Source organism: Pseudocitrobacter sp. RIT415 (genome assembly GCF_003057695.2).
Lineage (GTDB): Bacteria > Pseudomonadota > Gammaproteobacteria > Enterobacterales > Enterobacteriaceae > Pseudocitrobacter > Pseudocitrobacter faecalis.
Genome location: NZ_QBJC02000001.1, coordinates 230,450 through 255,233, shown reverse-complemented (window position 1 = coordinate 255,233; position 24,784 = coordinate 230,450). Strand labels below are relative to the sequence as shown.

The window sequence follows — 24,784 nt, the reverse complement described above, 5'->3', positions numbered from 1 at the left end:
TGCCATTCTGGGCTGAAAAGTGGCACGATAACTGCTCAGGATTTTTTGGACAAACCCGCAGAAATCAAAGGCAGTCGAGGATAAATATGAAAAAGCTGGCGTTATCTTTTTCTCTGGTATTGGCGCTTTCCAGCGCTTCGAGTGTTTTCGCAGCAATCCCACAAAAAGTACGAATTGGCACCGACCCAACCTATGCACCGTTTGAATCAAAGAATGCGAAGGGTGAATTGATTGGTTTTGATATCGATCTGGCAAAAGAGCTGTGTAAGCGTATCCAGACACAATGTACCTTCGTTGAGAACCCGCTGGACGCGCTGATCCCGTCTCTGAAAGCGAAGAAAATCGATGCCATTATGTCTTCGCTCTCTATCACCGAAAAACGTCAGCAGGAAATCGCATTTACCGACAAGCTTTATGCAGCGGATTCTCGCCTGGTGGTGAAAAAAGGTTCTCCGGTGACGCCAGACCTCACCACGCTGAAAGGTAAACGTGTCGGCGTACTGCAGGGGACGACCCAGGAAACTTACGGTAATGAACACTGGGCGGCAAAAGGCGTTGAGATTGTCTCTTATCAGGGCCAGGACAACATTTATTCTGACCTGACCGCGGGGCGCATTGACGCGGCGTTTCAGGATGAAGTCGCGGCAAGCGAAGGTTTCCTGAAGCAGCCAATTGGTAAAGATTACACGTTTGGTGGCCCGTCCATCAAAGATGAAAAACTGTTTGGCGTGGGTACCGGTATGGGCCTGCGTAAAGAAGATAACGAACTGCGTGAAGCGCTGAATAAAGCGTTTGCTGAAATGCGTGCTGACGGCACGTATGACAAGCTGGCGAAAAAGTACTTCGATTTTAACGTATACGGCGAATAACCGTCGCTGACCACCCGTCGCCCCGCCTCTGAATGGGGCGACGGTGATAATAAGACAGGGCAGGCTGAATGCTTTACGGGTTTTCACAAGTCATTTTTCAGGGCGCGCTGGTGACGCTTGAGCTGGCAATCAGCTCAGTGGTACTGGCGGTGCTTATCGGCCTGGTTGGGGCTGGTGCAAAGCTTTCCAATAATCGCCTGTTGGCGTTGATTTTTGAAGGCTATACCACGCTGATTCGTGGCGTGCCAGATCTCGTGCTGATGTTGTTGATTTTCTATGGGTTACAGATGGCGCTGAACGTGGTCACCGATTCACTCGGTTTAAGCCAGTTCGACATCGACCCGATGATTGCCGGTATTATTACGCTTGGGTTTATCTACGGCGCCTATTTTACTGAGACCTTCCGCGGTGCGTTTATGGCGGTGCCGAAAGGGCACATCGAGGCGGCGACGGCCTTTGGCTTTACCGGCGGGCAGACGTTCCGTCGCATTCTGTTCCCGGCGATGATGCGCTACGCGCTACCGGGAATTGGCAACAACTGGCAGGTTATTCTCAAATCGACAGCGCTGGTGTCGCTGCTGGGGCTGGAAGATGTGGTGAAAGCGACACAGCTGGCCGGGAAGAGTACCTGGGAGCCTTTCTATTTCGCCATCGTCTGTGGCCTGATTTATCTGGTATTTACAACCGTTTCCAATGGTGTGCTGCTCTTGCTCGAACGCCGTTACTCCGTGGGCGTGAAGAGGGCTGACCTGTGATTGACATTATTCAGGAATACTGGAAATCCCTGCTGTGGACGGATGGGTATCGCTTCACGGGCGTTGCCATTACGCTGTGGCTGCTGATTTCTTCGGTGGTGATGGGCGGCATTCTGGCGCTGTTTCTCGCCATTGCCCGCGTCTCCAGCAATAAATACATCCGATTCCCGGTGTGGCTGTTTACCTATATTTTTCGCGGCACGCCGCTGTATGTGCAACTGCTGGTGTTCTACTCCGGCATGTATACGCTCGAAATTGTGAAAGGCACCGAACTGCTGAACGCCTTTTTCCGCAGCGGCCTGAACTGTACGGTGCTGGCGCTCACGCTGAATACCTGCGCCTATACAACCGAGATTTTCGCGGGCGCGATTCGCGCGGTACCGGCGGGTGAAATTGAAGCGGCGCGCGCCTATGGTTTCTCCTCCGTTAAGCTTTACCGCTGCATTATTTTACCGTCGGCGCTGCGTATTGCGCTGCCGGCTTACAGCAATGAAGTGATTTTGATGCTGCACTCGACGGCGCTGGCATTCACCGCCACCGTGCCGGACTTACTGAAGATTGCCCGAGATATCAACTCTGCCACCTATCAGCCCTTTACGGCATTTGGGATCGCGGCGGTGCTTTATTTGATTATCTCGTATGTGCTGATCTCTCTGTTCCGCAAAGCGGAAAAACGCTGGTTGCAGCATGTAAAACCTTCTTCTTCGCACTGAGAACACGATGCCTGAGAATAAATTAAACGTAATCGATCTGCATAAGCACTACGGCGAACACGAGGTGCTGAAAGGGGTATCACTGAAGGCGGATGCCGGTGATGTGATCACTATTATTGGTTCGTCCGGGTCGGGGAAAAGTACGTTTTTGCGCTGTATTAACTTCCTCGAAAAACCGAGCGAAGGCACGATTGTGGTGAGCGGTCAGAATATCGGGCTGGTACGGGATAAAGACGGACAGTTGAAAGTCGCTGATAAAAATCAGCTGCGCCTGCTACGTACGCGTCTGACGATGGTCTTCCAGCACTTTAATCTCTGGAGCCACATGACGGTGCTTGAGAACGTGATGGAAGCGCCGATTCAGGTGCTGGGCCTGAGCAAGCAGGAAGCGCGCGAGCGAGCGGAAAAGTATCTCGCGAAGGTGGGCATTGATGCGCGCCAGCAGGCGAAATATCCGGTGCACCTTTCCGGCGGCCAGCAGCAGCGTGTTTCGATTGCTCGTGCATTGGCGATGGAGCCGGAAGTCTTGCTGTTTGATGAGCCGACCTCCGCGCTGGATCCGGAGCTGGTGGGCGAGGTGCTGCGCATCATGCAGCAACTGGCGGAAGAGGGGAAAACCATGGTAGTGGTGACGCACGAAATGGGCTTTGCCCGTCACGTATCGTCACATGTTATTTTCCTGCATCAGGGCAAAATTGAGGAAGAGGGTACCCCGGAACAACTGTTCGATAACCCGCAAAGCCCGCGTTTGCAGCAGTTCCTCAAAGGTTCTCTGAAGTAATCTTCTCAGCCCGGCTCCCCGCCGGGCTATTCGTGTGGACGTTCCAGCCGATAGACCCAGTCATCGTAGTCAATACCGTTCAGATGATAGGCATTTTCCAGTACCTGAATGCGCACAAACCCCTGTTTTTCCAGCAGGCGCGAAGAGCTGCGGTTCTCGCCCAGCACCCAGGCATTAATGGCATTGACACCCAGTTCAGTAAACCCGTACTGGCAGATAGCGCTCAGTGCTTCGCGGGCATAGCCTTTCCCCTGCGCACCCGGTAACAGTGCATAGCCGACGTCGGCTTCGTGTGGATTTTTACTGCTGATGCGCAAGCCAATATCACCGATTGGCTCACCGCTGTTTTCACGCAGAACGAATACGCCGCTATCGGCACAGCGCGCGTCGAAAATCGTGCGCAGCGCCGCTTCACTCAACACCTCGCCCATATAACGCATCACCTGAGGATCCTGACGAAGTCGCAGGAAAAAGGGCCAGTCAGATGCGTTGAAGGATGAGAGCAACAGACGCGGCGTGGTGAGGGTAATCATATTCAATGCCATAACGGGTAAAGAAGCGAGTACCTTAACACCTCAACGTGTGGGATTACAGGCTCTTGAGTGCAGCGTGGTGATGGCTAAGACCATGGTATAAGAACATGAAGGTTTACAAAGGCCCCCAGTTTAAAGGCGCCTGATTGCTGACAAAGTGCGCTTTGTTATTGCCGGATGCGGCGTAAACGCCTTATCCGGCCTACAAAATATTGCAAATTCAATATATTGCAAAAATATAGTAGGCCTGATAAGCGTAGCGCATCAGGCAATGTCATCACTCTCACTTCCCCCAGCCTAAAAGATCCTCTAGCGCTTCATCGAGGTCGTGCCAGCGGAAGACAAAACCGCTCTCTTCCAGCCGTTTTGGCAGGGCGCGTTGCCCACCCAGCACCAGCACCGACGATTCTCCCATTAGCAGGCGGATCGCCGTGGCGGGAACGCGAAGAATCGCGGGGCGATGTAGCGCATGGCCGAGGGAATGGGCGAATTGTTCATTGTGGACCGGATAGGGGGAAACCATATTAAACGGCCCGCGAAGTGGATTATCGAGCAACCACAAAATGCCGTTGACCATATCGTCGATATGGATCCACGCCAGATATTGTCGACCGGTGCCGATTGGCCCGCCAAGCCCAAGTTTGAACGGTGGGAGCATTTTGCCGAGAATGCCGCCTTTTGCCGCCAGCACGACGCCGGTGCGAAGCAGACAAACGCGAGTACGATCGCTTTGCGCGGTGCAGGCGATCTGTTCCCACTTCGCACAGAGTTTGTGGGTGAATTCATTGTGCGGCGGCTCTTCCTCCGTCACCACAACTTCACCGAGATCGCCATAATATCCCGTCGCAGAACCTGAAATTAGCACGTGAGGCGGTGTTTCGCTGGCCTGAATTAATGTGCTTATTTTTTCCGTAATATGCCAGCGGCTTTCGCACAGCCGCTGTTTTTGCGCATCAGTCCAGCGTTTATCGGCAATCGGCTCGCCCGCCAGATTGATGACGGCGTCAATGCCATCAAGCGTGCGCTTGTCGTCAAGCCCCTTCCAGATCTCAACGCGCGAGCCAAAACGCTGCCGGGCTTTATCAGGGCTGCGGGTAACCACGGTCACCGCATGGCCCAGTTCCAGCAGTCGCGGAACTAAATGGCCGCCAATCAACCCGGTACCGCCGGTTATCAGAATCTTCATGCCACCTCCGTCAGGAAGCGCTTAACGTTGCCAGCTCATAGCAATGGAAACAGAGTCGGCGTAACGCAGCGCGTGAAGTTTATCGACCTCCACTTCAGCATAGGTGACCCAGTGATGTTCACGTGCGATATCGAGCACATCCTGAGTTAATTTTTCCAGTAGTGAGAAACGGTTACCCTCAATGTGGCTAATGATGTTTTTGGTGATAGTGCGATAGTTCAGCGCATCGTTAATATCTTCACTGTTGCGCGCGCGGTCTGCCGGGTAGCGAATCTCAATATTGATAACCACATCCTGACGGTTGGCTATCTCTTCGTCTTTAATCCCGATAAAGGTGCGCAGGCGAAGATTTTTGATGCGGATAATAGCGTCTGGCTGAGACATTGCAGATTACTCCTTTTTATCGTTGTCTCAGCCATCATACACGAAAGCAATCGGCTGCTTAATGGGGCTGGGCCAGCTGCATGGCACGCGCGGTGGCCGGGCGTTGGCGTATGCGCTCAAACCAGTTTTGCACTGCCGGATAAGCGGCAAGATCGATACGTTGCCGAACGTGAGAGTTTATCCACGGCCAGCAGGCAATATCGGCAATGCTGTAGTGATCGCCAGCAATCCATGGATTGCTGGCAAGGCGTTGATTCAGCACGCTATACAGGCGCTGAGCTTCCACCTGATATCGCTCAATGGCATAGGGGACGGGCTGAGGGGCGAAGTGATTAAAGTGATGGTTCTGCCCCAGCATCGGGCCAAGACCGCCGACCTGCCAGAACAACCACTGCAACGTCGTATGGCGCTCGCGCAGTTCGCCGCTCAGCAAATTGCCGGATTTTTCAGCCAGATAAAGCAAGATGGCACCGGATTCAAACAGGCTAAAGGGGGCACCGCCGTCTTCCGGTTGATGATCAATTATTGCCGGAATTTTATTATTCGGCGAAATGGCGAGAAATTGCGGCTTAAACTGCTCACCTTTATTGATATCGACGCGAATCAAACGGTAGGGCAATTCGGCTTCTTCCAGAAAAAGCGTTATTTTGTGGCCGTTCGGGGTGGGCGCATAGTAGAGGTCTATCATCGTCTCTCCGATTTGTGGCGGGGTGTGACCTAAGTATAGGCCTCAGTTGCGACACGGGGATGACATGCAAAATCCTCATGGTGGCGATAAGTGACAAGCGTGAAAAGACAGGATATGTTGATTTATCGCCATCAGACAGTGAGTATGTTATGAGCAACCCTGCTATTACCCTTTGGTCAGATTCCGATTTTTTCTCGCCTTATGTTTTATCCGTTTACGTGGCACTGCAGGAAAAAAGCCTGCCGTTCACCCTTAAATCCGTGTCGCTGAATAACGGTGAACATCTTCAGTCAGGCTGGAAAGGCTATAGCCAGACGCGACGCGTGCCGCTGCTGGAAATCGATGACTTCCAGTTGAGCGAGTCATCGGCAATCACTGAATACCTTGATGAGCGCTTTGCCCCGCCGCAGTGGGAGCGGCTCTATCCTCACGACATTCAAAAACGCGCCCGGGCCCGGCAAATTCAGGCATGGTTGCGCAGCGACCTGATGCCGATTCGCGAAGAGCGCTCAACGGATGTGGTATTTGCTGGTGTAAAAAAACCGCCATTAACCCGCGCGGGAGAAGCAAGCGCCGCTAAACTGTTTGACACGGCGAGCGCGTTACTGGCTCACGGGCAGCAAAATTTGTTTGGCGAATGGTGTATCGCGGATACGGACCTGGCGCTGATGCTTAATCGCCTGGTGCTGAACGGGGATGATGTCCCGCAGGCGCTTGCTGATTACGCCGAGTTCCAGTGGCAGCGTTCTTCTGTTCTGCGTTACGTTGCGCTTTCAGCGAAACGCGCAGGCTGAAAACACGAACGGAATCCATTATGATAGTACGGTTTTCATGTGTGGAGATTTGATAAATGAAGCTGATGTTTGCATCGGATATTCATGGTTCTCTGCCCGCGACTGAACGCGTATTGTCACTCTTTGCACAAAGCGACGCCCGCTGGTTGGTTATCCTTGGCGATATCCTTTATCACGGGCCGCGTAATGCATTGCCTGAAGGCTACGCACCGGCGCAGGTAGCCGAACGCCTCAACCCGCTGGCGAGCCAGATTATTGCCGTTCGCGGCAATTGCGACAGCGAAGTAGACCAGATGCTGTTGCACTTTCCCATCACCGCGCCCTGGCAGCAGATCCTGACAGAAAAACAGCGCTTGTTTCTGACGCACGGTCATCTCTTTGGCCCCGATAACCCCCCGCCGCTGGCGGCGGGCGATGTGCTGGTCTCTGGACATACGCATCTTCCGGTTGCCGAGAAGCGCGGCGAGATTTTCCTGTTTAATCCTGGCTCGGTCAGTATCCCGAAAGGCGGAAATGTCGCCAGTTACGGCATGCTGGATGGCGATAAATTGCAAGTTTTCGCACTCAATGATCAACAGGTTATTGCAGAGGTTGTGATTAACCCGTAATTTAGCCGACAAACGTAAAATGCGCCGCAAGAGCGCTCCTGGAGAAGGTTTTCTGATGGTCGAGCAGAATCATTTGGCAAGCACGGAATGGGTTGATATCGTCAACGAAGACAATGAGGTTATCGCGCAGGCCAGCCGTGAACAGATGCGGGCTCAATGTCTGCGTCATCGTGCTACCTATATTGTCGTTCATGACGGTATGGGCAAGATACTGGTGCAGCGTCGCACCGATACCAAAGATTACCAACCTGGCTTGCTGGATGCGACGGCAGGCGGTGTGGTGCAGTCTGATGAGCAGATGCTGGACTCCGCGCGTCGCGAAGCAGAAGAAGAGCTTGGCATTGCCGGTGTGCCGTTTGCCGACCATGGGCAGTTCTACTTTGAAGATAAACACTGCCGCGTTTGGGGAAGCTTGTTCAGTTGCGTGTCGCACGGGCCGTTTGCATTGCAGGAAGAAGAGGTCAGCGAAGTGTGCTGGCTGACGCCGGAAGAGATCACCGCCCGCTGTGACGAATTTACCGCAGACTCGCTAAAAGCGCTGGCGCTGTGGATGAGCCGCAATGCGAAGAATCAGTCGCATGAGCCTGAAACGGCTGACAAAGAGTAGCGTACGGCAAATGTGATGGCGTCTCGCGCCCATAAAAAAATCCAGAGGTTTACACCCCTGGATTTTTTTTCGCCCCGGTGAAGGGGCGGCAGACTATATTAGTCCTGCTGAGCCGACTGAATCGCGGTCAGCGCGATGGTGTAGACGATATCGTCAACCAGTGCGCCACGAGACAGGTCGTTAACCGGTTTGCGCATGCCTTGCAGCATCGGCCCGATAGAGATCAGGTCGGCAGAACGCTGAACCGCTTTATAGGTGGTGTTACCGGTGTTCAGATCCGGGAAGATGAACACGGTAGCGCGACCGGCAACCGGGGAGTTCGGCGCTTTAGATTTCGCAACGTCAGCCATCACAGCGGCGTCATACTGCAGTGGGCCGTCGATCATCAGGTCAGGACGTTTTTCCTGCGCCAGACGAGTCGCTTCGCGAACTTTCTCTACGTCGCTACCTGCACCAGAGGTACCGGTGGAGTAGGAGAGCATCGCAACGCGCGGTTCGATACCAAATGCAGTAGCGGAATCAGCGGACTGAATCGCGATTTCTGCCAGTTGTTCAGCGGTCGGATCCGGGTTGATCGCGCAGTCACCGTAAACATAAACCTGTTCTGGCAGCAGCATGAAGAACACAGAGGAAACCAGCGAGCTGCCTGGCGCAGTTTTGATCAGCTGCAGCGGCGGACGGATGGTGTTAGCAGTCGTGTGAACGGCACCGGAAACCAGGCCGTCAACGTCGTCCTGCTCCAGCATCAGGGTACCAAGAACCACGTTGTCTTCCAGCTGTTCGCGGGCAACGGTTTCGGTCATGCCTTTGTTTTTACGCAGTTCAACCAGACGCGCAACATAGCTTTCGCGAACCACATCCGGGTCAACGATTTCTACACCAGCGCCCAGTTCAACGCCCTGCGCTGCAGCAACACGGTTGATTTCATCCGGGTTACCCAGCAGCACGCAGGTTGCGATACCACGTTCAGCACAGATAGCAGCCGCTTTAACGGTACGCGGTTCGTCGCCTTCAGGCAGAACAACACGTTTACCGGCTTTACGCGCCAGCTCGGTGAGCTGATAACGGAATGCCGGCGGAGACAGACGGCGGCTGCGCTCGGAGGTCGCGGTCAGAGACTCGATCCAGTCAGCGTTGATATAGTTAGCAACGTATTCCTGAACTTTCTCAATACGCTCGTGATCGTCAACCGGGACTTCCAGGTTGAAGCTCTGCAGGCTCAGAGAGGTCTGCCAGGTGTTGGTGTTCACCATGAATACCGGCAGGCCAGTCGCGAAGGCACGTTCGCACAGTTTGCTGATGCGTGCGTCCATTTCATAGCCACCGGTCAGAACCAGCGCGCCGATCTCAACGCCGTTCATGGCTGCGAGACAAGCGGCAACCAGAACGTCAGGACGGTCTGCGGAGGTCACCAGCAGTGACCCCGGACGGAAGTGTTCCAGCATGTGCGGGATGCTACGTGCACAGAAGGTCACGGATTTCACGCGGCGGGTCTTGATGTCGCCTTCGTTGATGATGGTCGCGTTCAGGTGACGCGCCATGTCGATTGCGCGAGTCGCGATCAGATCGAAACTCCACGGAATCGCGCCCAGAACCGGCAGAGAGCTGGCAGAGCTCAACTTAGCAGGATCGACTTTAATCACTTTTGCCGTGGTGGAGTCGTCGAAGATTTCGGACAGATCCGGGCGAGTACGGCCCTGCTCATCAACCGGGGCATTCAGTTTGTTAACGATAACGCCGGTGATGTTGGTGTTTTTCGCGCCGCCGAAGCTGCTGCGAGTCAGCTCAATGCGTTCGTTGATCTGTTCCTGGGTATCAGTACCCTGAGACATCACAAAGACGATTTCTGCATTCAGCGTTTTAGCGATTTCATAGTTCAGAGACTGAGCAAACTGATGTTTGCGCGTCGGCACTAAACCTTCAACCAGAACCACTTCCGCGTCTTTAGTATTCGCGTGGTAGTTAGCGATGATCTCTTCCATCAGCACATCTTTCTGATTGCTGGACAGCAGAGTCTCAACGTGGCTCATCTTCAGCGGTTCAGCCGCCGGGATAGCAGAGTTCGCACGCACGATAGTGGTGGTCTGGTCTGGTGCATCGCCACCGGTACGCGGTTGAGCGATAGGTTTGAAGACGCTCAGACGAACGCCTTTACGTTCCATAGCACGGATGACGCCCAGGCTGACGCTGGTCAGGCCGACGCTGGTTCCGGTAGGAATAAGCATGATAATACGGGACACGGTTTATCCTCTTTTGCTCGTTGCCGCCGATTTGGGCGGGCACAAAACAGCACCGCCAGCATTGCTGGCGGTGTGGAATCAGGCGGTCAGACGGCAGGCGTCTTGCGCGATAACCAGCTCTTCGTTGGTCGGGATCACAACAGCAGGGCGGGTGCCTTCTTTGTTGATGAAACCAGATTTACCGAAACGTGCAGCCAGGTTACGTTCGTGATCAACTTCGAAGCCCAGAACGCCCAGTTTACCCAGGGAGAGTTCGCGAACCATCGCGGCGTTTTCACCGATACCACCGGTGAAGACAACAGCGTCCAGACGACCGTCCATCAGTGCAGTGTAAGAACCGATGTATTTCGCCAGACGGTGGCAGTAAACGTCCATTGCACGTTTAGCGTCTGCTTTCTCCTGGTAGTTGTCTTCAACATAACGGCAGTCGCTGGTGACTTCGGTCAGACCCAGCAGGCCAGACTCTTTGGTCAGCATTTTGTTGATAGCGTCAACGCTCATGCCCAGGGTGTCGTGCAGGTGGAAGATGATAGCCGGATCGATGTCGCCAGAGCGCGTACCCATAACCAGACCTTCCAGCGGCGTCAGACCCATAGAGGTGTCAACGCATTTGCCGTTACGGATTGCAGAAACAGAACCACCGTTGCCCAGGTGGCAGGTGATGATGTTCAGTTCTTCAACCGGTTTGTTCAGCATTTTGGCCGCTTCCTGAGTCACGAAGAAGTGGCTGGTGCCGTGTGCGCCGTAGCGACGAACGCCGTGCTCTTTGTACAGGCTGTACGGCAGAGCATAGAGGTAAGATTCTTCCGGCATGGTCTGATGGAACGCGGTGTCGAATACAGCCACGTTTTTGTCTTTCAGATTTGGGAAGGATTTCAGCGCTTCGGCGATACCGATCAGGTGAGCCGGGTTATGCAGCGGAGCAAAAGAGGCGGAGTCTTTGATGCCCTGGATGACGGATTCGTCGATAACAACGGAGCTGGTGTACTTCTCGCCGCCGTGTACGATACGGTGACCAATCGCAGTCAGCTGTGCAGACAGTTCTGGTTTTTGTGCCAGAATAGTGTTAACGATAAAGTTCAGCGCTTCACTGTGAGCGGCGCCTGCACCTAAAGCCGCTTCTTGTTTGCTGCCGTCCATTTTCCATTTGATACGTGCTTCAGGAAGATGGAAACATTCGGCCAAACCAGAGAGGTACTCGTCACCGTTCAGTGCATCGATGATGGCAAATTTCAGTGAGGAGCTACCGCAGTTCAGAACCAGTACTAACTTACTCGACATGGAAGTACCTATTTATGATACGTGGCTAAAAAAACGTCAGGAGTCACAAAGCGTAGCGCAGGATGAAGCTGACATTTATGATTAACATCATGCCTGAATCGATTTTGAGGCAGGATGAAAGAAATACATATTGATTCTAAGTCATTTTGCATATTTTTCAGCCAATGGCAGAATATGCGATAATTTGACGGACTGGACGAGATAGACTAGCCCTCATCTCAGGCTGGCACAGGATACCCGATTGCAGGGTGTATGCCAAAATGTTTTGAACGTTGTCATACCCAGTTGTGGATTTGCACGAATTTTTTAATTTTTATATGTGAAGTTGAGGTAAGCCATGTCGACGCCCGAAAATCGCTCGGTCAGTTTTTTTAGTTTGTTCCGCCGGGGGCAGCACTACTCTAAGACGTGGCCGCTGGAAAAACGCCTCGCGCCGGTATTTATCGAAAACCGCGCCATCCGTATCACTCGCCACGCAATCCGCTTTATGCCGCCGGTAGCGGTCTTTACGCTGTGCTGGCAAATTGCCCTGGGTGGGCAACTTGGCCCGGCCGTCGCTACCGCGCTGTTTGCCCTGAGCCTGCCAATGCAGGGGTTATGGTGGTTGGGAAAACGCTCTGTTACGCCGTTGCCGCCATCCACCTTGCAGTGGTTTTACGAAGTGCGGGGAAAATTACAGGAGGCAGGGCAAGCGCTCGCCCCGGTCGAAGGCAAGCCCGATTATCAGGCATTGGCTGACACGCTTAAGCGCGCCTTCAAACAACTGGATAAAACTTTCCTTGATGATTTGTAATTAACCATCAAAAACGCATATAAAAGAAGGCACAACGTTTGTGTCTTTTTTTATGCTGCAAAGCGCAACAGGAGTCGTAAAAATGGAAATGACCCATGCTCAACGTCTGATTTTGTCCAATCAATACAAAATGATGACTATGCTTGATCCCGATAACGCCGAACGCTATCGCCGTCTGCAGACCATCATCGAGCGCGGTTTTGGCCTGCAAATGCGCGAACTGGATCGCGACTTCGGTGAGTTAAAAGAAGAAACCTGCCGCATTGTTATCGACATCATGGAGATGTATCACGCGCTGCACGTCTCATGGACCAACCTGAAAGACGCCGACACCATCGATGAACGTCGCGTCACCTTCCTGGGCTTTGACGCGGCGACTGAAGCCCGCTTCCTGAGCTATGTCCGCTTCATGGTCAATGTTGAAGGCCGCTATACCCATTTCGACGCGGGTACGCACGGCTTTAACGCTCAGACCCCAATGTGGGATAAGTATCAGCGCATGCTGAACGTGTGGCACTCCTGCCCGCGCCAGTACCACCTGAGCAGCAACGAAATTAATCAAATCATCAACGCCTGATGGAGGCGCCTGTGCAGTGTAAAGGTTTTCTGTTTGATCTGGACGGTACGCTGGTGGATTCTCTGCCGGTTGTGGAACGCTCATGGTGCAGTTGGGGCGATCGCTTCGGGATCCCGCACGATGAGATCCTCGGTTTTATCCACGGTAAACAAGCGATCACCTCGCTGCGCCACTTTATGCCGGGGCAATCTGAAGAGGCGATTCAGGCTGAGTTCACCCGCCTTGAGCAGATTGAAGCCAGCGATACGGACGGCGTGATTGCACTGCCAGGCGCGCTTGAGTTGCTCGAAACGCTGAACGCGAACCATATTCCGTGGGCGATTGTTACTTCGGGTTCCATCCCGGTCGCGCATGCTCGCCACAAAGCGGCGGGGCTGCCGATGCCGGAGGTGTTTGTCACTGCCGAGCGCGTGAAACGCGGCAAGCCAGAGCCGGATGCGTATCTGCTGGGCGCGGAGCTGTTAGGGCTCGCTCCGCAGGATTGCACGGTTGTGGAGGACGCCGCGGCGGGTGTGCTCTCCGGGCTGGCGGCGGGGTGTCACGTGATTGCGGTTAACGTTCCGGCAGATGCGCCACGTCTTAACGAAGCCGATTTTGTGCTGACCTCGCTTGATGTACTGAATATTGCTAAACAGCCCGACGGCACTGTTGACGTGACGTTAAAAGCATAATCTTATGATTTGGCCCCGTATTCACGGGGCTTTTTTCTGCCATCATGCCAATACTTATCACTTATCTTTCTGACAAGGATGTGTTTTGAACGGTGAATTGATTTGGGTTCTCTCTCTACTGGCTATCGCGGTCGTGTTGTTCGCGATGGGCAAAGTGCGCATGGATGCTATTGCGCTGTTGGTCATTGTGGCCTTCGTATTAAGTGGCACCTTAACTCTCAGCGAAGCTTTTTCGGGTTTTAGCGATCCCAACGTTATTCTGATTGCCGCCCTGTTTATCATCGGCGATGGCCTGGTTCGTACCGGCGTGGCGACCAAAATGGGCGCGTGGCTGGTGCAGGTGGCGGGCAGCAGTGAAACCAAGATGCTGGTCTATCTGATGCTCACCGTCGCAGGGCTCGGCGCGTTTATGAGTTCGACCGGCGTAGTGGCTATCTTTATCCCCGTCGTCCTCAGCGTATCCCTGCGTATGAACATCTCGCCGTCGCGCCTGATGATGCCACTCAGTTTTGCCGGGCTTATCAGCGGTATGATGACGCTGGTGGCAACGCCGCCGAACCTGGTGGTTAACAGTGAATTACTGCGTGAAGGGCTGCACGGCTTTGGTTTCTTCAGCGTCACGCCGATAGGCCTGGTCGTGCTGCTGCTCGGCATCGTTTATATGCTGCTGATGCGCTTTATGTTCAAAGGCGAAGACCCGTCATCGTCCCGTGATGGCGGTAAACGCAGCTCGTTTCGCGACCTCATCAAAGCCTACCGTCTGACCGGGCGCGCACGTCGGCTGGCGATTCGCCCCGGCTCGCCCATGATTGGTCAGCGACTCGATGACCTGAAACTGCGTGAACGCTACGGCGCGAACGTTATCGGCGTTGAGCGCTGGCGTCGTTTTCGCCGGGTAATCGTGAACGTTAACGGGGTATCGGAATTCCGCGCGCGCGATGTGCTGCTGATTGATATGTCCGCGGCAGACGTTGACCTGCGTGAGTTTTGCGCCGAGCAGATGCTTGAGCCGATGGTGCTGCGCGGCGAATACTTTGCCGATCAGGCGTTGGATGTGGGGATGGCGGAAGTCTCGCTGATCCCGGAGTCGGAACTGCTGGGGAAAACGGTGCGCGAAATTGCGTTTCGTACCCGTTATGGTCTGAATGTCGTGGGGATGAAACGTAACGGCGAAGCGCTGGACGGCTCGGTGGTGGATATCCCGCTGGAACTTGGCGATATCGTACTGGTGGTGGGGAACTGGAAGCTCATCAATCAGCTGGCGCAGAAAGGGCGCGACTTCGTGGTGCTTAACCTGCCGGTTGAAGTGAGCGACGCCTCGCCTGCGCACAGTCAGGCTCCGCATGCGATTTTCTGCCTGGTGCTGATGGTTGCTTTAATGCTGACAGATGAAATTCCCAACCCGATTGCGGCGATCATCGCCTGCCTGCTGATGGGGAAATTCCGCTGCATTGATGCGCAAAGCGCCTATAAATCGATCCACTGGCCGAGCATCATTTTGATTGTGGGGATGATGCCGTTCGCGCTGGCGCTGCAAAAAACCGGCGGTGTTGATTTGGTGGTGAAAGGGCTGATGGATATCGGCGGCGGGCAGGGGCCTTACCTGATGCTGGGCTGTCTGTTTGTGATGTGTGCGACTATCGGGTTGTTTATTTCTAACACCGCAACGGCGGTATTGATGGCGCCGATTGCGCTGGCGACAGCGAAATCAATGGGGGTTTCACCTTATCCGTTCGCCATGGTCGTCGCGATGGCGGCCTCGGCGGCCTTTATGACGCCGGTTTCATCGCCGGTGAACACGCTGGTGCTGGGGCCGGGGAAATATAGCTTCAGTGATTTCGTGAAGATCGGTGTACCTTTCACCATTCTGGTGATGATTGTCAGCGTGCTGCTGATACCGGTATTGTTCCCGTTTTAAGTGGCTATTGAGCCGGATGACGGATAAGCGCCATCCGGCAACAACAGGCCGCACTACAGCGGCGAATCGGTACTGATTTCGTCCAGCGACAAATGGAAGCTCGGTACAAACACCGCCATAAAATAATCCATCTCTTCACTACGCCGTTCGGACAGGGTTTTCTCCAGCCGACCTTTTGCCAGCAAAAATTCGTTATTTCCGGCCGATAACTCTTCCAGACATTTCAAATACGCGCACAATGCATCGGCTTGTTTAACCAGCGATTTCTCTTCCTCGCTGTATTGATGTTCATCGATCAGCGGCGCAAAGATATCCTGCAACTCTTCCGGCACCATCTCGACCAGCTTCTGCTGGGCAATCTTCTCAATAGCTTTATATTCCTGAGCGATTTGCGAGTTGAAGTATTTCACTGGCGTCGGTAAATCGCCGGTCAGGACTTCTGATGCATCGTGGTACATCGCCAGCAGTGCGATGCGTTCGGCGTTAACCTGCCCGCCAAATTTGCGGTTTTTAATTGCAGCCAGCGCGTGGGCAACCATCGCCACCTGCAAACTGTGTTCAGAGACGTTTTCCGTGCGCACGTTGCGCATCAATGGCCAGCGGTTGATTAACTTCAGGCGGGAGAGGTGGGCAAAAAAATGACTCTGATTCATAACGACCCTTACTCGGTAACATCAGTAAGGGTCATTGTGCGCTGAGATGAGGGCCGGATGCAAATCCGGCCAACGTCTTACGCCTGGCGGTAGCCCGACAGGAAGCGACCAAAGCGGGATATCGACATTTCCAGATCGTCAATGCGCGGCAGCGTGACGATACGCACGTGGTCCGGCCACGGCCAGTTAAACGCCGTTCCCTGAACCAGCAGCACTTTTTCCTGTAGCAGGAAGTCGAGCACCATTTTCTGGTCGTCGTGAATGTTAAAGCGTTTCGCATCAATTTTCGGGAACATGTAGAGCGCGCCGTCAGGCTTCACACAGGACACGCCCGGGATCTCGTTAATCAGTTCCCACGCGCGGTTACGCTGTTCATACAGACGACCACCCGGTACGATAAATTCGCTGATGCTCTGATAACCGCCAAGCGCCGTCTGGATGGCGTGCTGCGCCGGAACGTTGGCACACAGACGCATTGAGGCCAGCATTTCCAGCCCTTCAATATAACCCTTCGCATGCTTTTTCGGCCCATTCAGTACCATCCAGCCCTGGCGGAAGCCCGCCACGCGATAGGTTTTTGACAAGCCGTTAAACGTTACGGTCAGCAAATCTGGGGCCAGTGCGGCGATAGAGTGGTGTTGAGCGTGATCGTAGAGGATCTTATCGTAGATTTCGTCAGCGAAGATGATCAGGTTATGTTCGCGGGCAAGCTCGACGATCTCCAGCAGCAGCTCTTTGGAATAGACCGCGCCGGTTGGGTTGTTCGGGTTGATGATCACAATGCCGCGGGTACGCGGGGTGATTTTAGCGCGTATATCATCGAGATCCGGGAACCAGCCTGCGGATTCATCGCACAGATAGTGCACCGCATTGCCACCTGAAAGTGATACCGCAGCTGTCCATAACGGGTAATCTGGTGCCGGCACGAGCATTTCATCGCCGCTATTTAGTAAGGCCTGCATTGCCTGCACAATGAGTTCAGATACACCATTACCGATGTAAATATCTTCTACCGTCACGTCGCGCATGCCGCGTGCCTGGTAGTGTTGCATGATAGCTTTACGGGCCGAGTAGAGCCCTTTGGAGTCGCAATAACCTTGCGCCGTCGGCAGGTTGCGGATCACATCGACCAGAATTTCATCCGGCGCGTCAAACCCGAAGGGGGCCGGGTTGCCGATATTGAGCTTCAGAACCTTATTGCCTTCTTCTTCAAGGCGTTTGGCCTCTTTCAGAACCGGGCCACGGATGTCGTAACAGACGTTGTCTAACTTGCTGGATTTTTCGATGGGGGACATGAACCTTTAACCTTTTAGCTGTTATCGCCACTCCCAGCCATGGAAGTCAGCTCGGAATAATGTACTCCGCATCACCGGTGTTTTGAAGGGTCAACAGGAGAAGATTTTGCCAGTGCTAATGTTGCAGCACATTCTATTTAACTATAATTAAGCGATATCACGGATTGTATGTTTTGTTAATTTATTGTTTGATAGCGTCATGTGTGGGAGGGTGGTGGATTGGCAGTTTTTTCAACTGATTAAAATCGAAGTTGTGAAGTCAGGCGGTAAACGTGTCGCGATATACTTTAGCAATGCTTTAGTAATATTAATTGTGAATGAATTCATGAAACATATACATCATGACTAATACATTTCGCTGTGAATTCAATGTTAATCATTGTTAATGAACGCTTCGGAGGGTCATTAATGTTTTATTTTAAATTGCAAAGTAATCCTTAAGAATTGTTAGTTTTATTAAAGCATTTTGATTTTAATGGAATTTTTGCCTAAAGATCTTACTTATTAATACTTATAAATATAATGGATTTAGGTTAGGATAATGATGTTATCGCGTGCATTCATTCATCATTCTTGTGAGTGATTATCGCTGCAAACAGACAACATGATGTTATTAAACAGTTTTTAATCATTCGTTTCCCTCCGGTATTATTGGGTAGTCAGCATTATATAGACTGGCCAGATAACCGGATTTTGAAAGAGCACACACAAAGGTACTGAGAAGAATAGTCTCACACCTGAAGATAAACACTTTATCGCAGAGGGGACTGTCACCCGATGGGAGGCAGACAATTTTAATGTAATACCGCTCCGTCAGGCAGTCATTCGGTTGCATCATGCCGAAGGATGGGCTTTTAAAAGGATGAGCCTGATTTCAGAGCGCGGCATCAACAAGGCAGGTTAGCCTTAGCGACCTGTAAGTGAATAAATATGATAAATGCAAATCGTCCGATACTTAATCTCGACCTCGATCTGCTGAGAACATTTGTTGCGGTCGCCGATTTAAGCACTTTTGCCGCAGCAGCAGCAGCCGTTTGTCGCACCCAATCCGCCGTTAGCCAGCAAATGCAGCGGCTGGAACAACTTGTTGGCAAAGAACTTTTTGCCCGTCATGGTCGTAATAAACTGTTAACCGAGCACGGTATCCAGTTATTAGGCTATGCACGTAAAATTCTGCGCTTTAATGATGAAGCCTGCACATCGCTGATGTTCAGTACGCTTCAGGGGCAACTGACGATTGGTTCCTCCGATGAATCAGCGGATACCATTCTGCCATTCCTGCTCAACCGTATTAGCTCCGCCTGGCCAAAGCTTGGGCTGGATGTGCGCGTTAAGCGACACGCGGATATGGCAGAAATGCTCCACAAGAATGAGGTCGACCTGGTACTCACCACGCATCGAATTGATGCGTTCCACTCGACGGTGTTACGCACCTCACCGACGCACTGGTACTGCGCCGCTGAATTCGCTCTGCGACCAGGAGAGCCCGTACCGCTGGTGTTGCTTGATGATCCAAGCCCGTTCCGCGATATGATCATCTCTACTTTGGATGCGGCAAATGTGCCGTGGCGACTGGCGTATGTGGCCTCTACTCCGTCAGCGGTACGCGCCGCGGTGAAGGCGGGACTCGGTGTGACGGCAAGGCCGGTCGAGATGATGAGTCCGGAACTGCGCGTGCTGGGTCGTGCCGATAAAATGCCGGTATTGCCAGATACCGAATATTTACTAAGCTGTAACGTGCAGAATCCAAATGAATTAATGCAGATGATCTTCCAGTCGGTTGAGACGAGCATCAAGCCCTGGACACAGAGCACGCTCTATACCCTGGAAGGGGGAGATAATTCCCATGCTGATGACGAGGTCATTGAGTAACAACCTCGCAGAAAACTGGTAACAAATTGTAAGTGTAAAAAAGAGTCACTGGCCAGCGAAAGTCAGCCAGTGGCTTTTTTTTCGCCTGCGCTAATGCTTTTGGCAATTAATGCTTTTTACTATTTGTAATACAATCAGTTAATTAAATGGTTTTTTGCCGCTATTTAGGTCAATTGTGATCCACTTTTAACATATCCTGCTAATGTTAAAAAACCGGGTGTTTTGTTGCTGTTTTTCAGGCTGAATTAACAGAACCGTGTCTTAGATCAAGAAAATACTCCTCCAGAGGGGGAGGAATCGTGTGAAATTCCTGTCAAAATAGAAGGGTACTAATTGTTATTGTTCGAAAACGGACACGATTCACCAGCACTCAATCCGGAGGGTGACATGAGTCGAAATGCCGCAAAGGGCACGTAATGTTAATGAAATGGAATTGATGTAAATTAATGTGATGAAACCTTTGTTAAAGTTGACAAAAGGTTATCGAAAGGAGTAAAAAACCTCAAATTTTTTCGGTCTATGCTGTGATTCAGGCCGTTTTGCTGGTTTTTTAATCCTCCCCATGAATCAATGTAGCGTCCATCTGCCAGTAAGAGCAGACGTGGTTATGCTACCTATTTGGTAAAGCTGTGCGTATGTCAACATCCACTGAAATCATCGCTCATCACTGGGCATTCGCTATCTTTCTGGTCATTGCCATCGGCCTTTGCTGCCTCATGCTGATTGGCGGTTGGTATCTCGGCGGTCGCGCGCGCGCAAGAAGTAAAAACACGCCGTTTGAATCGGGTATCGATTCTGTCGGTACCGCACGCCTGCGCATGTCCGCGAAGTTTTATCTGGTCGCTATGTTCTTCGTCATCTTCGACGTGGAAGCGCTCTACCTTTTCGCCTGGTCAACGTCTATCCGCGAAAGTGGCTGGGTAGGGTTTATCGAAGCCGCAATTTTCATTTTGGTGCTACTGGCTGGTCTGGTTTACCTCGTTCGTGTTGGCGCACTTGACTGGACGCCTGCGCGTTCTCGCCGCACCCTGGTTAACTCTGATACTGACAGCGTCACTAACCGTAATACGCAGTAAAAGCGAGGCAATACGATGGATTATACGCTCACCCGCATAGATCCTAACGGTGAGAACGACCGTTATCCCCTGCAAAAACAGGAGATTGTTACCGATCCCCTGGAGCAGGAAGTTAACAAAAGCGTGTATATGGGCAAGCTCGAACACGCGATGCACGATATGGTCAACTGGGGTCGCAAAAACTCCATCTGGCCTTACAACTTTGGTCTCTCTTGCTGCTACGTTGAGATGGTGACGTCCTTCACTGCGGTGCATGACGTGGCGCGTTTCGGTGCGGAAGTGCTGCGTGCTTCTCCGCGTCAGGCTGACCTGATGGTGGTGGCGGGCACGTGCTTCACCAAGATGGCTCCGGTTATTCAGCGCCTGTACGAACAGATGCTGGAACCGAAGTGGGTTATCTCAATGGGCGCCTGCGCGAACTCTGGCGGTATGTATGACATTTACTCCGTTGTACAGGGCGTGGATAAGTTTATTCCGGTTGATGTTTACATCCCGGGCTGCCCACCGCGTCCGGAAGCCTATATGCAGGCGCTGATGCTGCTGCAGGAATCAATCGGTAAAGAACGCCGCCCGTTGTCATGGGTAGTAGGCGATCAGGGCGTTTATCGCGCCAATATGCAGTCGGAACGCGAGCGTAAACGCGGCGAACGAATTGCAGTGACCAACCTGCGCACGCCTGACGAGATTTAATTTGCGCCTGCAGACGGGATAAAAACTTCGCAAATCAATCTACAACAGCGCGAAGCCTCGTCAGCAGTCACCACGGACCTTTTGCAATGGTGAACAATATGACCGATTTAACCGCGCATGACGCAGCCGGATGGCAAACCCGCGATCACCTTGATGATCCGGTCATCGGCGAACTGCGCAACCGTTTTGGGCCGGATGCTTTTACCGTTCAGGCGACCCGCACCGGGGTTCCCGTCGTTTGGGTCAAGCGCGAACAGCTGCTGGAAGTCGGCGACTTCCTGAAGAAACTGCCTAAGCCTTACGTCATGCTGTTTGATTTACATGGCATGGACGAACGTCTTCGCACGCACCGCCAGGGCTTACCCGCGGCGGATTTTTCCGTTTTCTACCATCTCATCTCCATTGAACGTAATAGCGATATTATGCTCAAGGTGGCGTTGTCTGAAAACGACCTGAACGTGCCGACCTTCACCAAACTCTTCCCTAACGCCAACTGGTATGAGCGTGAAACCTGGGAGATGTTTGGCATTACTTTTAACGGCCACCCGAATCTGCGTCGTATCATGATGCCGAATACCTGGGAAGGTCACCCGCTGCGTAAAGACTACCCGGCGCGCGCAACCGAATTCGATCCGTTTGAGCTGACTAAAGCCAAGCAGGATTTGGAAATGGAGGCGTTGACCTTTAAACCGGAAGAGTGGGGCATGAAACGCGGTACCGAAAACGAGGACTTTATGTTCCTCAACCTCGGCCCGAATCACCCGTCTGCGCACGGTGCATTCCGTATTATCCTGCAGCTTGATGGCGAAGAGATCGTCGACTGTGTGCCTGACGTGGGTTACCACCACCGTGGCGCGGAGAAAATGGGCGAACGCCAGTCCTGGCACAGCTTCATTCCGTATACCGACCGTATCGAATACCTCGGCGGCTGCGTAAACGAAATGCCGTATGTACTGGCCGTTGAAAAACTGGCGGGTATCACCGTGCCGGATCGCGTCAACGTAATCCGCGTGATGCTCTCCGAACTGTTCCGCATCAACAGCCACCTGCTGTACATCTCGACGTTTATTCAGGACGTCGGCGCGATGACACCGGTGTTCTTCGCCTTTACCGACCGTCAGAAAATTTACGATCTGGTAGAAGCGATTACCGGTTTCCGTATGCACCCGGCATGGTTCCGTATCGGTGGCGTCGCGCACGATCTGCCGAAAGGCTGGGATCGCCTGCTACGCGAATTCCTCGAATGGATGCCGAAGCGTCTCGACTCTTACGAGAAAGCCGCGCTGCGTAACACTATCCTGATTGGCCGCTCGAAAGGCGTTGCCGCCTATACCGCAAAAGAAGCGCTTGAGTGGGGCACCACCGGTGCTGGCCTGCGCGCGACCGGTATCGGCTTCGACGTGCGTAAATGGCGTCCATATTCTGGCTATGAAAACTTCGACTTTGAAATCCCGACCGGCGGTGGCGTTTCTGACTGCTACACCCGCGTGATGTTGAAAGTGGAAGAGCTGCGCCAGAGCCTGCGTATTCTTCAGCAGTGCCTCGACAACATGCCGGAAGGCCCGTTCAAAGCGGATCACCCGCTGACCACGCCGCCGCCGAAAGAGCGCACGCTGCAACATATCGAAACCCTGATCACCCACTTCCTGCAGGTTTCCTGGGGCCCGGTTATGCCGGCGCAGGAATCGTTCCAGATGGTGGAAGCGACCAAGGGTATTAACAGTTACTACCTGACCAGCGACGGCAGCACCATGAGCTACCGTACCCGTATCCGCACGCCGAGCTATGCGCATCTTCAGCAGATTCCGTCGGCTATCCGTGGCAGCCTGGTATCAGACCTTATCGTCTATCTGGGTAGTATCGATTTTGTTATGTCAGACGTGGACCGCTAATTATGCACGAGAATCAACAACCACAAACCGAGGCTTTTGAGCTGAGTGCGGCAGAGCGTGAAGCGATAGAGCACGAGAAGCACCACTACGAAGACCCGCGTGCGGCGTCCATCGAAGCGCTGAAAATTGTCCAGAAACAGCGTGGCTGGGTACCGGACGGCGCGATCCACGCGATCGCCGATGTGCTGGGTATTCCGGCAAGCGATGTCGAAGGCGTGGCAACGTTCTACAGCCAGATCTTCCGCCAGCCGGTGGGCCGTCACGTGATCCGTTACTGCGACAGCGTGGTGTGCCACATCACGGGTTACCAGGGGATCCAGGCGGCGCTGGAGCAAAAGCTCAACATCAAACCGGGGCAGACGACCTTTGACGGTCGCTTTACGCTGCTGCCGACCTGCTGCCTGGGGAACTGCGATAAAGGGCCAAACATGATGATTGATGAGGATACTCACAGCCATCTGACGCCGGAAGCCATTCCTGAACTACTGGAGCGGTATAAATGAAAAACGTTATCCGTACTCCCGAAACGCATCCGCTGACCTGGCGTCTGCGTGATGACAAACAGCCGGTCTGGCTGGATGAATACCGTAGCAAAAACGGTTACGAGGGCGCGCGTAAAGCGTTGACCGGGCTGTCGCCAGACGAAATCGTCAACCAGGTGAAAGACGCTGGCCTGAAAGGGCGCGGCGGTGCAGGCTTCTCTACCGGCCTGAAATGGAGCCTGATGCCGAAAGACGAATCCATGAACATCCGTTACCTGCTGTGTAACGCCGATGAAATGGAACCCGGCACCTACAAAGACCGTCTGCTGATGGAGCAACTGCCGCACCTGCTGGTGGAAGGCATGCTGATCTCCGCGTTTGCGCTGAAAGCGTATCGTGGTTACATCTTCCTGCGTGGTGAATACGTTGAAGCGGCGGTGCATCTGCGCCGCGCGATTGCTGAAGCAACCGAAGCCGGCTTGCTTGGCAAAAACATCATGGGCACCGGGTTTGATTTTGAACTGTTCGTGCACACCGGGGCAGGGCGTTATATCTGCGGTGAAGAAACCGCGCTGATCAACTCCCTCGAAGGGCGTCGCGCCAATCCACGTTCCAAACCGCCATTCCCGGCGACCTCTGGCGCGTGGGGCAAACCAACCTGTGTTAACAACGTGGAAACCCTGTGTAACGTCCCGGCCATCCTCGCGAACGGCGTGGAGTGGTACCAGAACATCTCGAAAAGTAAAGATGCGGGTACCAAGCTGATGGGCTTCTCCGGGCGCGTGAAAAATCCGGGTCTGTGGGAACTGCCATTCGGCACGACCGCGCGTGAAATTCTCGAAGATTACGCGGGCGGCATGCGCGATGGCCTCAAATTCAAAGCCTGGCAGCCAGGGGGGGCGGGAACTGACTTCCTCACCGAAGCGCATCTCGACCTGCCGATGGAGTTCGAAAGCATCGGTAAAGCGGGCAGCCGTCTGGGTACGGCGCTGGCGATGGCCGTCGACCATGAAATTGGCATGGTTGGCCTGGTGCGTAACCTGGAAGAGTTCTTCGCCCGTGAGTCCTGCGGCTGGTGTACGCCATGCCGTGACGGCCTGCCGTGGAGCGTGAAAATTCTGCGCGCGCTGGAAAAAGGCGAAGGCCAACCGGGCGATATCGAGACACTTGAGCAACTGTGTCGATTCCTGGGCCCGGGTAAAACATTCTGTGCGCACGCACCTGGCGCGGTAGAACCGCTGCAGAGCGCGATTAAATACTTCCGCGAAGAATTTGAAGCGGGCATCAAGCAGCAGTTCAGCAACACCCATGCGATTCATGGGATTCAGCCGAACCTGCTTAAGACGCGCTGGTAATTTTCACCCTCACCCCGCCCTCTCCCTAAGGGAGAGGGAGAAAACCAGTGCCGGGTTTAAAACGCGCACAT

General features: G+C 53.3%; 25 protein-coding genes. 17 read left to right on the top strand and 8 right to left on the bottom strand.

The features are described from left to right. The first annotated feature begins 86 nt into the window (after positions 1-86). The 4 genes from hisJ to hisP all read left to right on the top strand — a co-directional run bounded on the left by hisJ (position 87) and on the right by hisP (position 3,118). Positions 87-869 carry a histidine ABC transporter substrate-binding protein HisJ gene (gene hisJ, locus DBY68_RS01115; RefSeq protein ID WP_108473574.1) on the top strand — a complete coding sequence of 261 codons (783 nt, stop codon included), beginning with the start codon at positions 87-89 and terminating at the stop codon, positions 867-869. 68 nt (positions 870-937) lie between these two features. Further along, positions 938-1,624 (top strand): histidine ABC transporter permease HisQ, encoded by a 687-nt coding sequence (locus DBY68_RS01110; RefSeq protein ID WP_108473575.1) that lies wholly within the window; start codon positions 938-940, stop codon positions 1,622-1,624. Then, positions 1,621-2,337 carry an ABC transporter permease gene (locus tag DBY68_RS01105; protein ID WP_108473576.1) on the top strand — a complete coding sequence of 239 codons (717 nt, stop codon included), beginning with the start codon at positions 1,621-1,623 and terminating at the stop codon, positions 2,335-2,337. The genes DBY68_RS01110 and DBY68_RS01105 overlap by 4 nt, the downstream gene beginning before the upstream one ends. 7 nt (positions 2,338-2,344) lie before the next feature. After that, positions 2,345-3,118 carry a histidine ABC transporter ATP-binding protein HisP gene (gene hisP, locus DBY68_RS01100; RefSeq protein ID WP_108473577.1) on the top strand — a complete coding sequence of 258 codons (774 nt, stop codon included), beginning with the start codon at positions 2,345-2,347 and terminating at the stop codon, positions 3,116-3,118. A gap of 26 nt (positions 3,119-3,144) precedes the next feature. Here hisP and DBY68_RS01095 read toward each other — a convergent pair whose 3' ends face one another. From DBY68_RS01095 to yfcG, 4 genes are all read right to left on the bottom strand, one after another. Next, on the bottom strand, positions 3,145-3,651 hold the full coding sequence (locus tag DBY68_RS01095; protein ID WP_108473578.1) for a GNAT family N-acetyltransferase: 507 nt from the start codon (positions 3,649-3,651) through the stop codon (positions 3,145-3,147). A 283-nt stretch (positions 3,652-3,934) separates the two neighbouring features. Further along, positions 3,935-4,837 (bottom strand): TIGR01777 family oxidoreductase, encoded by a 903-nt coding sequence (locus DBY68_RS01090; protein WP_108473579.1) that lies wholly within the window; start codon positions 4,835-4,837, stop codon positions 3,935-3,937. A gap of 21 nt (positions 4,838-4,858) precedes the next feature. After that, a complete protein-coding gene (gene folX, locus DBY68_RS01085) occupies positions 4,859-5,221 on the bottom strand; it encodes a dihydroneopterin triphosphate 2'-epimerase (protein ID WP_015963638.1) in 363 nt (120 codons plus the stop codon). 58 nt (positions 5,222-5,279) lie between these two features. Then, a complete protein-coding gene (gene yfcG / locus DBY68_RS01080; RefSeq protein ID WP_108473580.1) occupies positions 5,280-5,909 on the bottom strand; it encodes a GSH-dependent disulfide bond oxidoreductase in 630 nt (209 codons plus the stop codon). A 149-nt stretch (positions 5,910-6,058) separates the two neighbouring features. On the opposite strand from yfcG, the gene yfcF reads away from it, so the two are divergent. The 3 genes from yfcF to yfcD are packed head-to-tail and all read left to right on the top strand — an operon-like array spanning position 6,059 to position 7,918. Then, complete coding sequence (gene yfcF, locus DBY68_RS01075) at positions 6,059-6,703, top strand: glutathione transferase (protein ID WP_108473581.1); 645 nt, start codon at positions 6,059-6,061, stop codon at positions 6,701-6,703. A gap of 56 nt (positions 6,704-6,759) precedes the next feature. Beyond that, positions 6,760-7,311, top strand: a complete 552-nt coding sequence (gene yfcE, locus DBY68_RS01070; protein WP_108473582.1) for a phosphodiesterase — start codon at positions 6,760-6,762, stop codon at positions 7,309-7,311. Between the two features lie 55 nt (positions 7,312-7,366). Continuing rightward, positions 7,367-7,918: an NUDIX hydrolase YfcD gene (yfcD, locus tag DBY68_RS01065; RefSeq protein WP_108473583.1), complete on the top strand. Its 552-nt coding sequence runs from the start codon at positions 7,367-7,369 to the stop codon at positions 7,916-7,918. Between the two features lie 98 nt (positions 7,919-8,016). On the opposite strand, the gene pta is transcribed toward yfcD, so the two are convergent. Together pta and ackA are read right to left on the bottom strand one after the other, a co-directional pair. Further along, positions 8,017-10,158 (bottom strand): phosphate acetyltransferase, encoded by a 2,142-nt coding sequence (gene pta / locus DBY68_RS01060; protein WP_108473584.1) that lies wholly within the window; start codon positions 10,156-10,158, stop codon positions 8,017-8,019. A gap of 78 nt (positions 10,159-10,236) precedes the next feature. Then, complete coding sequence (gene ackA / locus DBY68_RS01055) at positions 10,237-11,439, bottom strand: acetate kinase (RefSeq protein ID WP_108473585.1); 1,203 nt, start codon at positions 11,437-11,439, stop codon at positions 10,237-10,239. A gap of 337 nt (positions 11,440-11,776) precedes the next feature. Between ackA and yfbV the strand changes: the two genes are divergently transcribed. From yfbV to DBY68_RS01035, 4 genes are all read left to right on the top strand, one after another. Beyond that, positions 11,777-12,232 (top strand): terminus macrodomain insulation protein YfbV, encoded by a 456-nt coding sequence (gene yfbV / locus DBY68_RS01050; protein ID WP_108473586.1) that lies wholly within the window; start codon positions 11,777-11,779, stop codon positions 12,230-12,232. An 82-nt stretch (positions 12,233-12,314) separates the two neighbouring features. Beyond that, on the top strand, positions 12,315-12,809 hold the full coding sequence (locus DBY68_RS01045; protein ID WP_015963646.1) for a YfbU family protein: 495 nt from the start codon (positions 12,315-12,317) through the stop codon (positions 12,807-12,809). 11 nt (positions 12,810-12,820) lie between these two features. Continuing rightward, positions 12,821-13,480: a sugar phosphatase gene (locus DBY68_RS01040; protein WP_108473778.1), complete on the top strand. Its 660-nt coding sequence runs from the start codon at positions 12,821-12,823 to the stop codon at positions 13,478-13,480. Between the two features lie 85 nt (positions 13,481-13,565). Beyond that, positions 13,566-15,398 carry an SLC13 family permease gene (locus DBY68_RS01035; RefSeq protein WP_108473587.1) on the top strand — a complete coding sequence of 611 codons (1,833 nt, stop codon included), beginning with the start codon at positions 13,566-13,568 and terminating at the stop codon, positions 15,396-15,398. A 53-nt stretch (positions 15,399-15,451) separates the two neighbouring features. Here the strand turns inward: DBY68_RS01035 and yfbR are convergent, their stop codons facing one another. Beyond that, a complete protein-coding gene (gene yfbR, locus DBY68_RS01030; RefSeq protein ID WP_108473588.1) occupies positions 15,452-16,051 on the bottom strand; it encodes a 5'-deoxynucleotidase in 600 nt (199 codons plus the stop codon). Between the two features lie 77 nt (positions 16,052-16,128). Then, the gene (gene alaA / locus DBY68_RS01025) at positions 16,129-17,346 is read right to left on the bottom strand and encodes an alanine transaminase AlaA (RefSeq protein ID WP_108473589.1); all 1,218 of its coding nucleotides are present in this window, start codon (positions 17,344-17,346) and stop codon (positions 16,129-16,131) included. A gap of 930 nt (positions 17,347-18,276) precedes the next feature. Between alaA and lrhA the strand changes: the two genes are divergently transcribed. From lrhA to nuoF, 6 genes are all read left to right on the top strand, one after another. Further along, positions 18,277-19,218 (top strand): transcriptional regulator LrhA, encoded by a 942-nt coding sequence (lrhA, locus tag DBY68_RS01020; RefSeq protein ID WP_108473590.1) that lies wholly within the window; start codon positions 18,277-18,279, stop codon positions 19,216-19,218. A 629-nt stretch (positions 19,219-19,847) separates the two neighbouring features. Further along, positions 19,848-20,294, top strand: coding sequence for an NADH-quinone oxidoreductase subunit NuoA (gene nuoA / locus DBY68_RS01015; RefSeq protein WP_108473591.1), 447 nt, complete (start codon positions 19,848-19,850; stop codon positions 20,292-20,294). Between the two features lie 15 nt (positions 20,295-20,309). Continuing rightward, positions 20,310-20,984, top strand: a complete 675-nt coding sequence (gene nuoB, locus DBY68_RS01010; protein WP_015963653.1) for an NADH-quinone oxidoreductase subunit NuoB — start codon at positions 20,310-20,312, stop codon at positions 20,982-20,984. Positions 20,985-21,070: 86 nt separating this feature from the next. Next, the gene (gene nuoC / locus DBY68_RS01005) at positions 21,071-22,876 is read left to right on the top strand and encodes an NADH-quinone oxidoreductase subunit C/D (protein WP_108473592.1); all 1,806 of its coding nucleotides are present in this window, start codon (positions 21,071-21,073) and stop codon (positions 22,874-22,876) included. Between the two features lie 2 nt (positions 22,877-22,878). Further along, the gene (nuoE, locus tag DBY68_RS01000) at positions 22,879-23,379 is read left to right on the top strand and encodes an NADH-quinone oxidoreductase subunit NuoE (protein WP_015963655.1); all 501 of its coding nucleotides are present in this window, start codon (positions 22,879-22,881) and stop codon (positions 23,377-23,379) included. Beyond that, positions 23,376-24,713: an NADH-quinone oxidoreductase subunit NuoF gene (gene nuoF, locus DBY68_RS00995; protein ID WP_015963656.1), complete on the top strand. Its 1,338-nt coding sequence runs from the start codon at positions 23,376-23,378 to the stop codon at positions 24,711-24,713. The genes nuoE and nuoF overlap by 4 nt, the downstream gene beginning before the upstream one ends. The last annotated feature ends 71 nt before the right edge of the window (positions 24,714-24,784 follow it).

Excerpts from the sequence above, each read along its gene's own strand:
- hisJ (WP_108473574.1), top strand. The coding sequence starts at position 87 with ATGAAAAAGCTGGCGTTATCTTTTTCTCTGGTATTGGCGCTTTCCAGC.
- DBY68_RS01110 (WP_108473575.1), top strand. The coding sequence starts at position 938 with ATGCTTTACGGGTTTTCACAAGTCATTTTTCAGGGCGCGCTGGTGACG.
- hisP (WP_108473577.1), top strand. The coding sequence starts at position 2,345 with ATGCCTGAGAATAAATTAAACGTAATCGATCTGCATAAGCACTACGGC.
- DBY68_RS01095 (WP_108473578.1), bottom strand. The coding sequence starts at position 3,651 with ATGATTACCCTCACCACGCCGCGTCTGTTGCTCTCATCCTTCAACGCA.
- DBY68_RS01090 (WP_108473579.1), bottom strand. The coding sequence starts at position 4,837 with ATGAAGATTCTGATAACCGGCGGTACCGGGTTGATTGGCGGCCATTTA.
- folX (WP_015963638.1), bottom strand. The coding sequence starts at position 5,221 with ATGTCTCAGCCAGACGCTATTATCCGCATCAAAAATCTTCGCCTGCGC.
- yfcG (WP_108473580.1), bottom strand. The coding sequence starts at position 5,909 with ATGATAGACCTCTACTATGCGCCCACCCCGAACGGCCACAAAATAACG.
- yfcF (WP_108473581.1), top strand. The coding sequence starts at position 6,059 with ATGAGCAACCCTGCTATTACCCTTTGGTCAGATTCCGATTTTTTCTCG.
- yfcE (WP_108473582.1), top strand. The coding sequence starts at position 6,760 with ATGAAGCTGATGTTTGCATCGGATATTCATGGTTCTCTGCCCGCGACT.
- yfcD (WP_108473583.1), top strand. The coding sequence starts at position 7,367 with ATGGTCGAGCAGAATCATTTGGCAAGCACGGAATGGGTTGATATCGTC.
- ackA (WP_108473585.1), bottom strand. The coding sequence starts at position 11,439 with ATGTCGAGTAAGTTAGTACTGGTTCTGAACTGCGGTAGCTCCTCACTG.
- yfbV (WP_108473586.1), top strand. The coding sequence starts at position 11,777 with ATGTCGACGCCCGAAAATCGCTCGGTCAGTTTTTTTAGTTTGTTCCGC.
- DBY68_RS01045 (WP_015963646.1), top strand. The coding sequence starts at position 12,315 with ATGGAAATGACCCATGCTCAACGTCTGATTTTGTCCAATCAATACAAA.
- yfbR (WP_108473588.1), bottom strand. The coding sequence starts at position 16,051 with ATGAATCAGAGTCATTTTTTTGCCCACCTCTCCCGCCTGAAGTTAATC.
- alaA (WP_108473589.1), bottom strand. The coding sequence starts at position 17,346 with ATGTCCCCCATCGAAAAATCCAGCAAGTTAGACAACGTCTGTTACGAC.
- lrhA (WP_108473590.1), top strand. The coding sequence starts at position 18,277 with ATGATAAATGCAAATCGTCCGATACTTAATCTCGACCTCGATCTGCTG.
- nuoB (WP_015963653.1), top strand. The coding sequence starts at position 20,310 with ATGGATTATACGCTCACCCGCATAGATCCTAACGGTGAGAACGACCGT.
- nuoC (WP_108473592.1), top strand. The coding sequence starts at position 21,071 with ATGGTGAACAATATGACCGATTTAACCGCGCATGACGCAGCCGGATGG.
- nuoE (WP_015963655.1), top strand. The coding sequence starts at position 22,879 with ATGCACGAGAATCAACAACCACAAACCGAGGCTTTTGAGCTGAGTGCG.
- nuoF (WP_015963656.1), top strand. The coding sequence starts at position 23,376 with ATGAAAAACGTTATCCGTACTCCCGAAACGCATCCGCTGACCTGGCGT.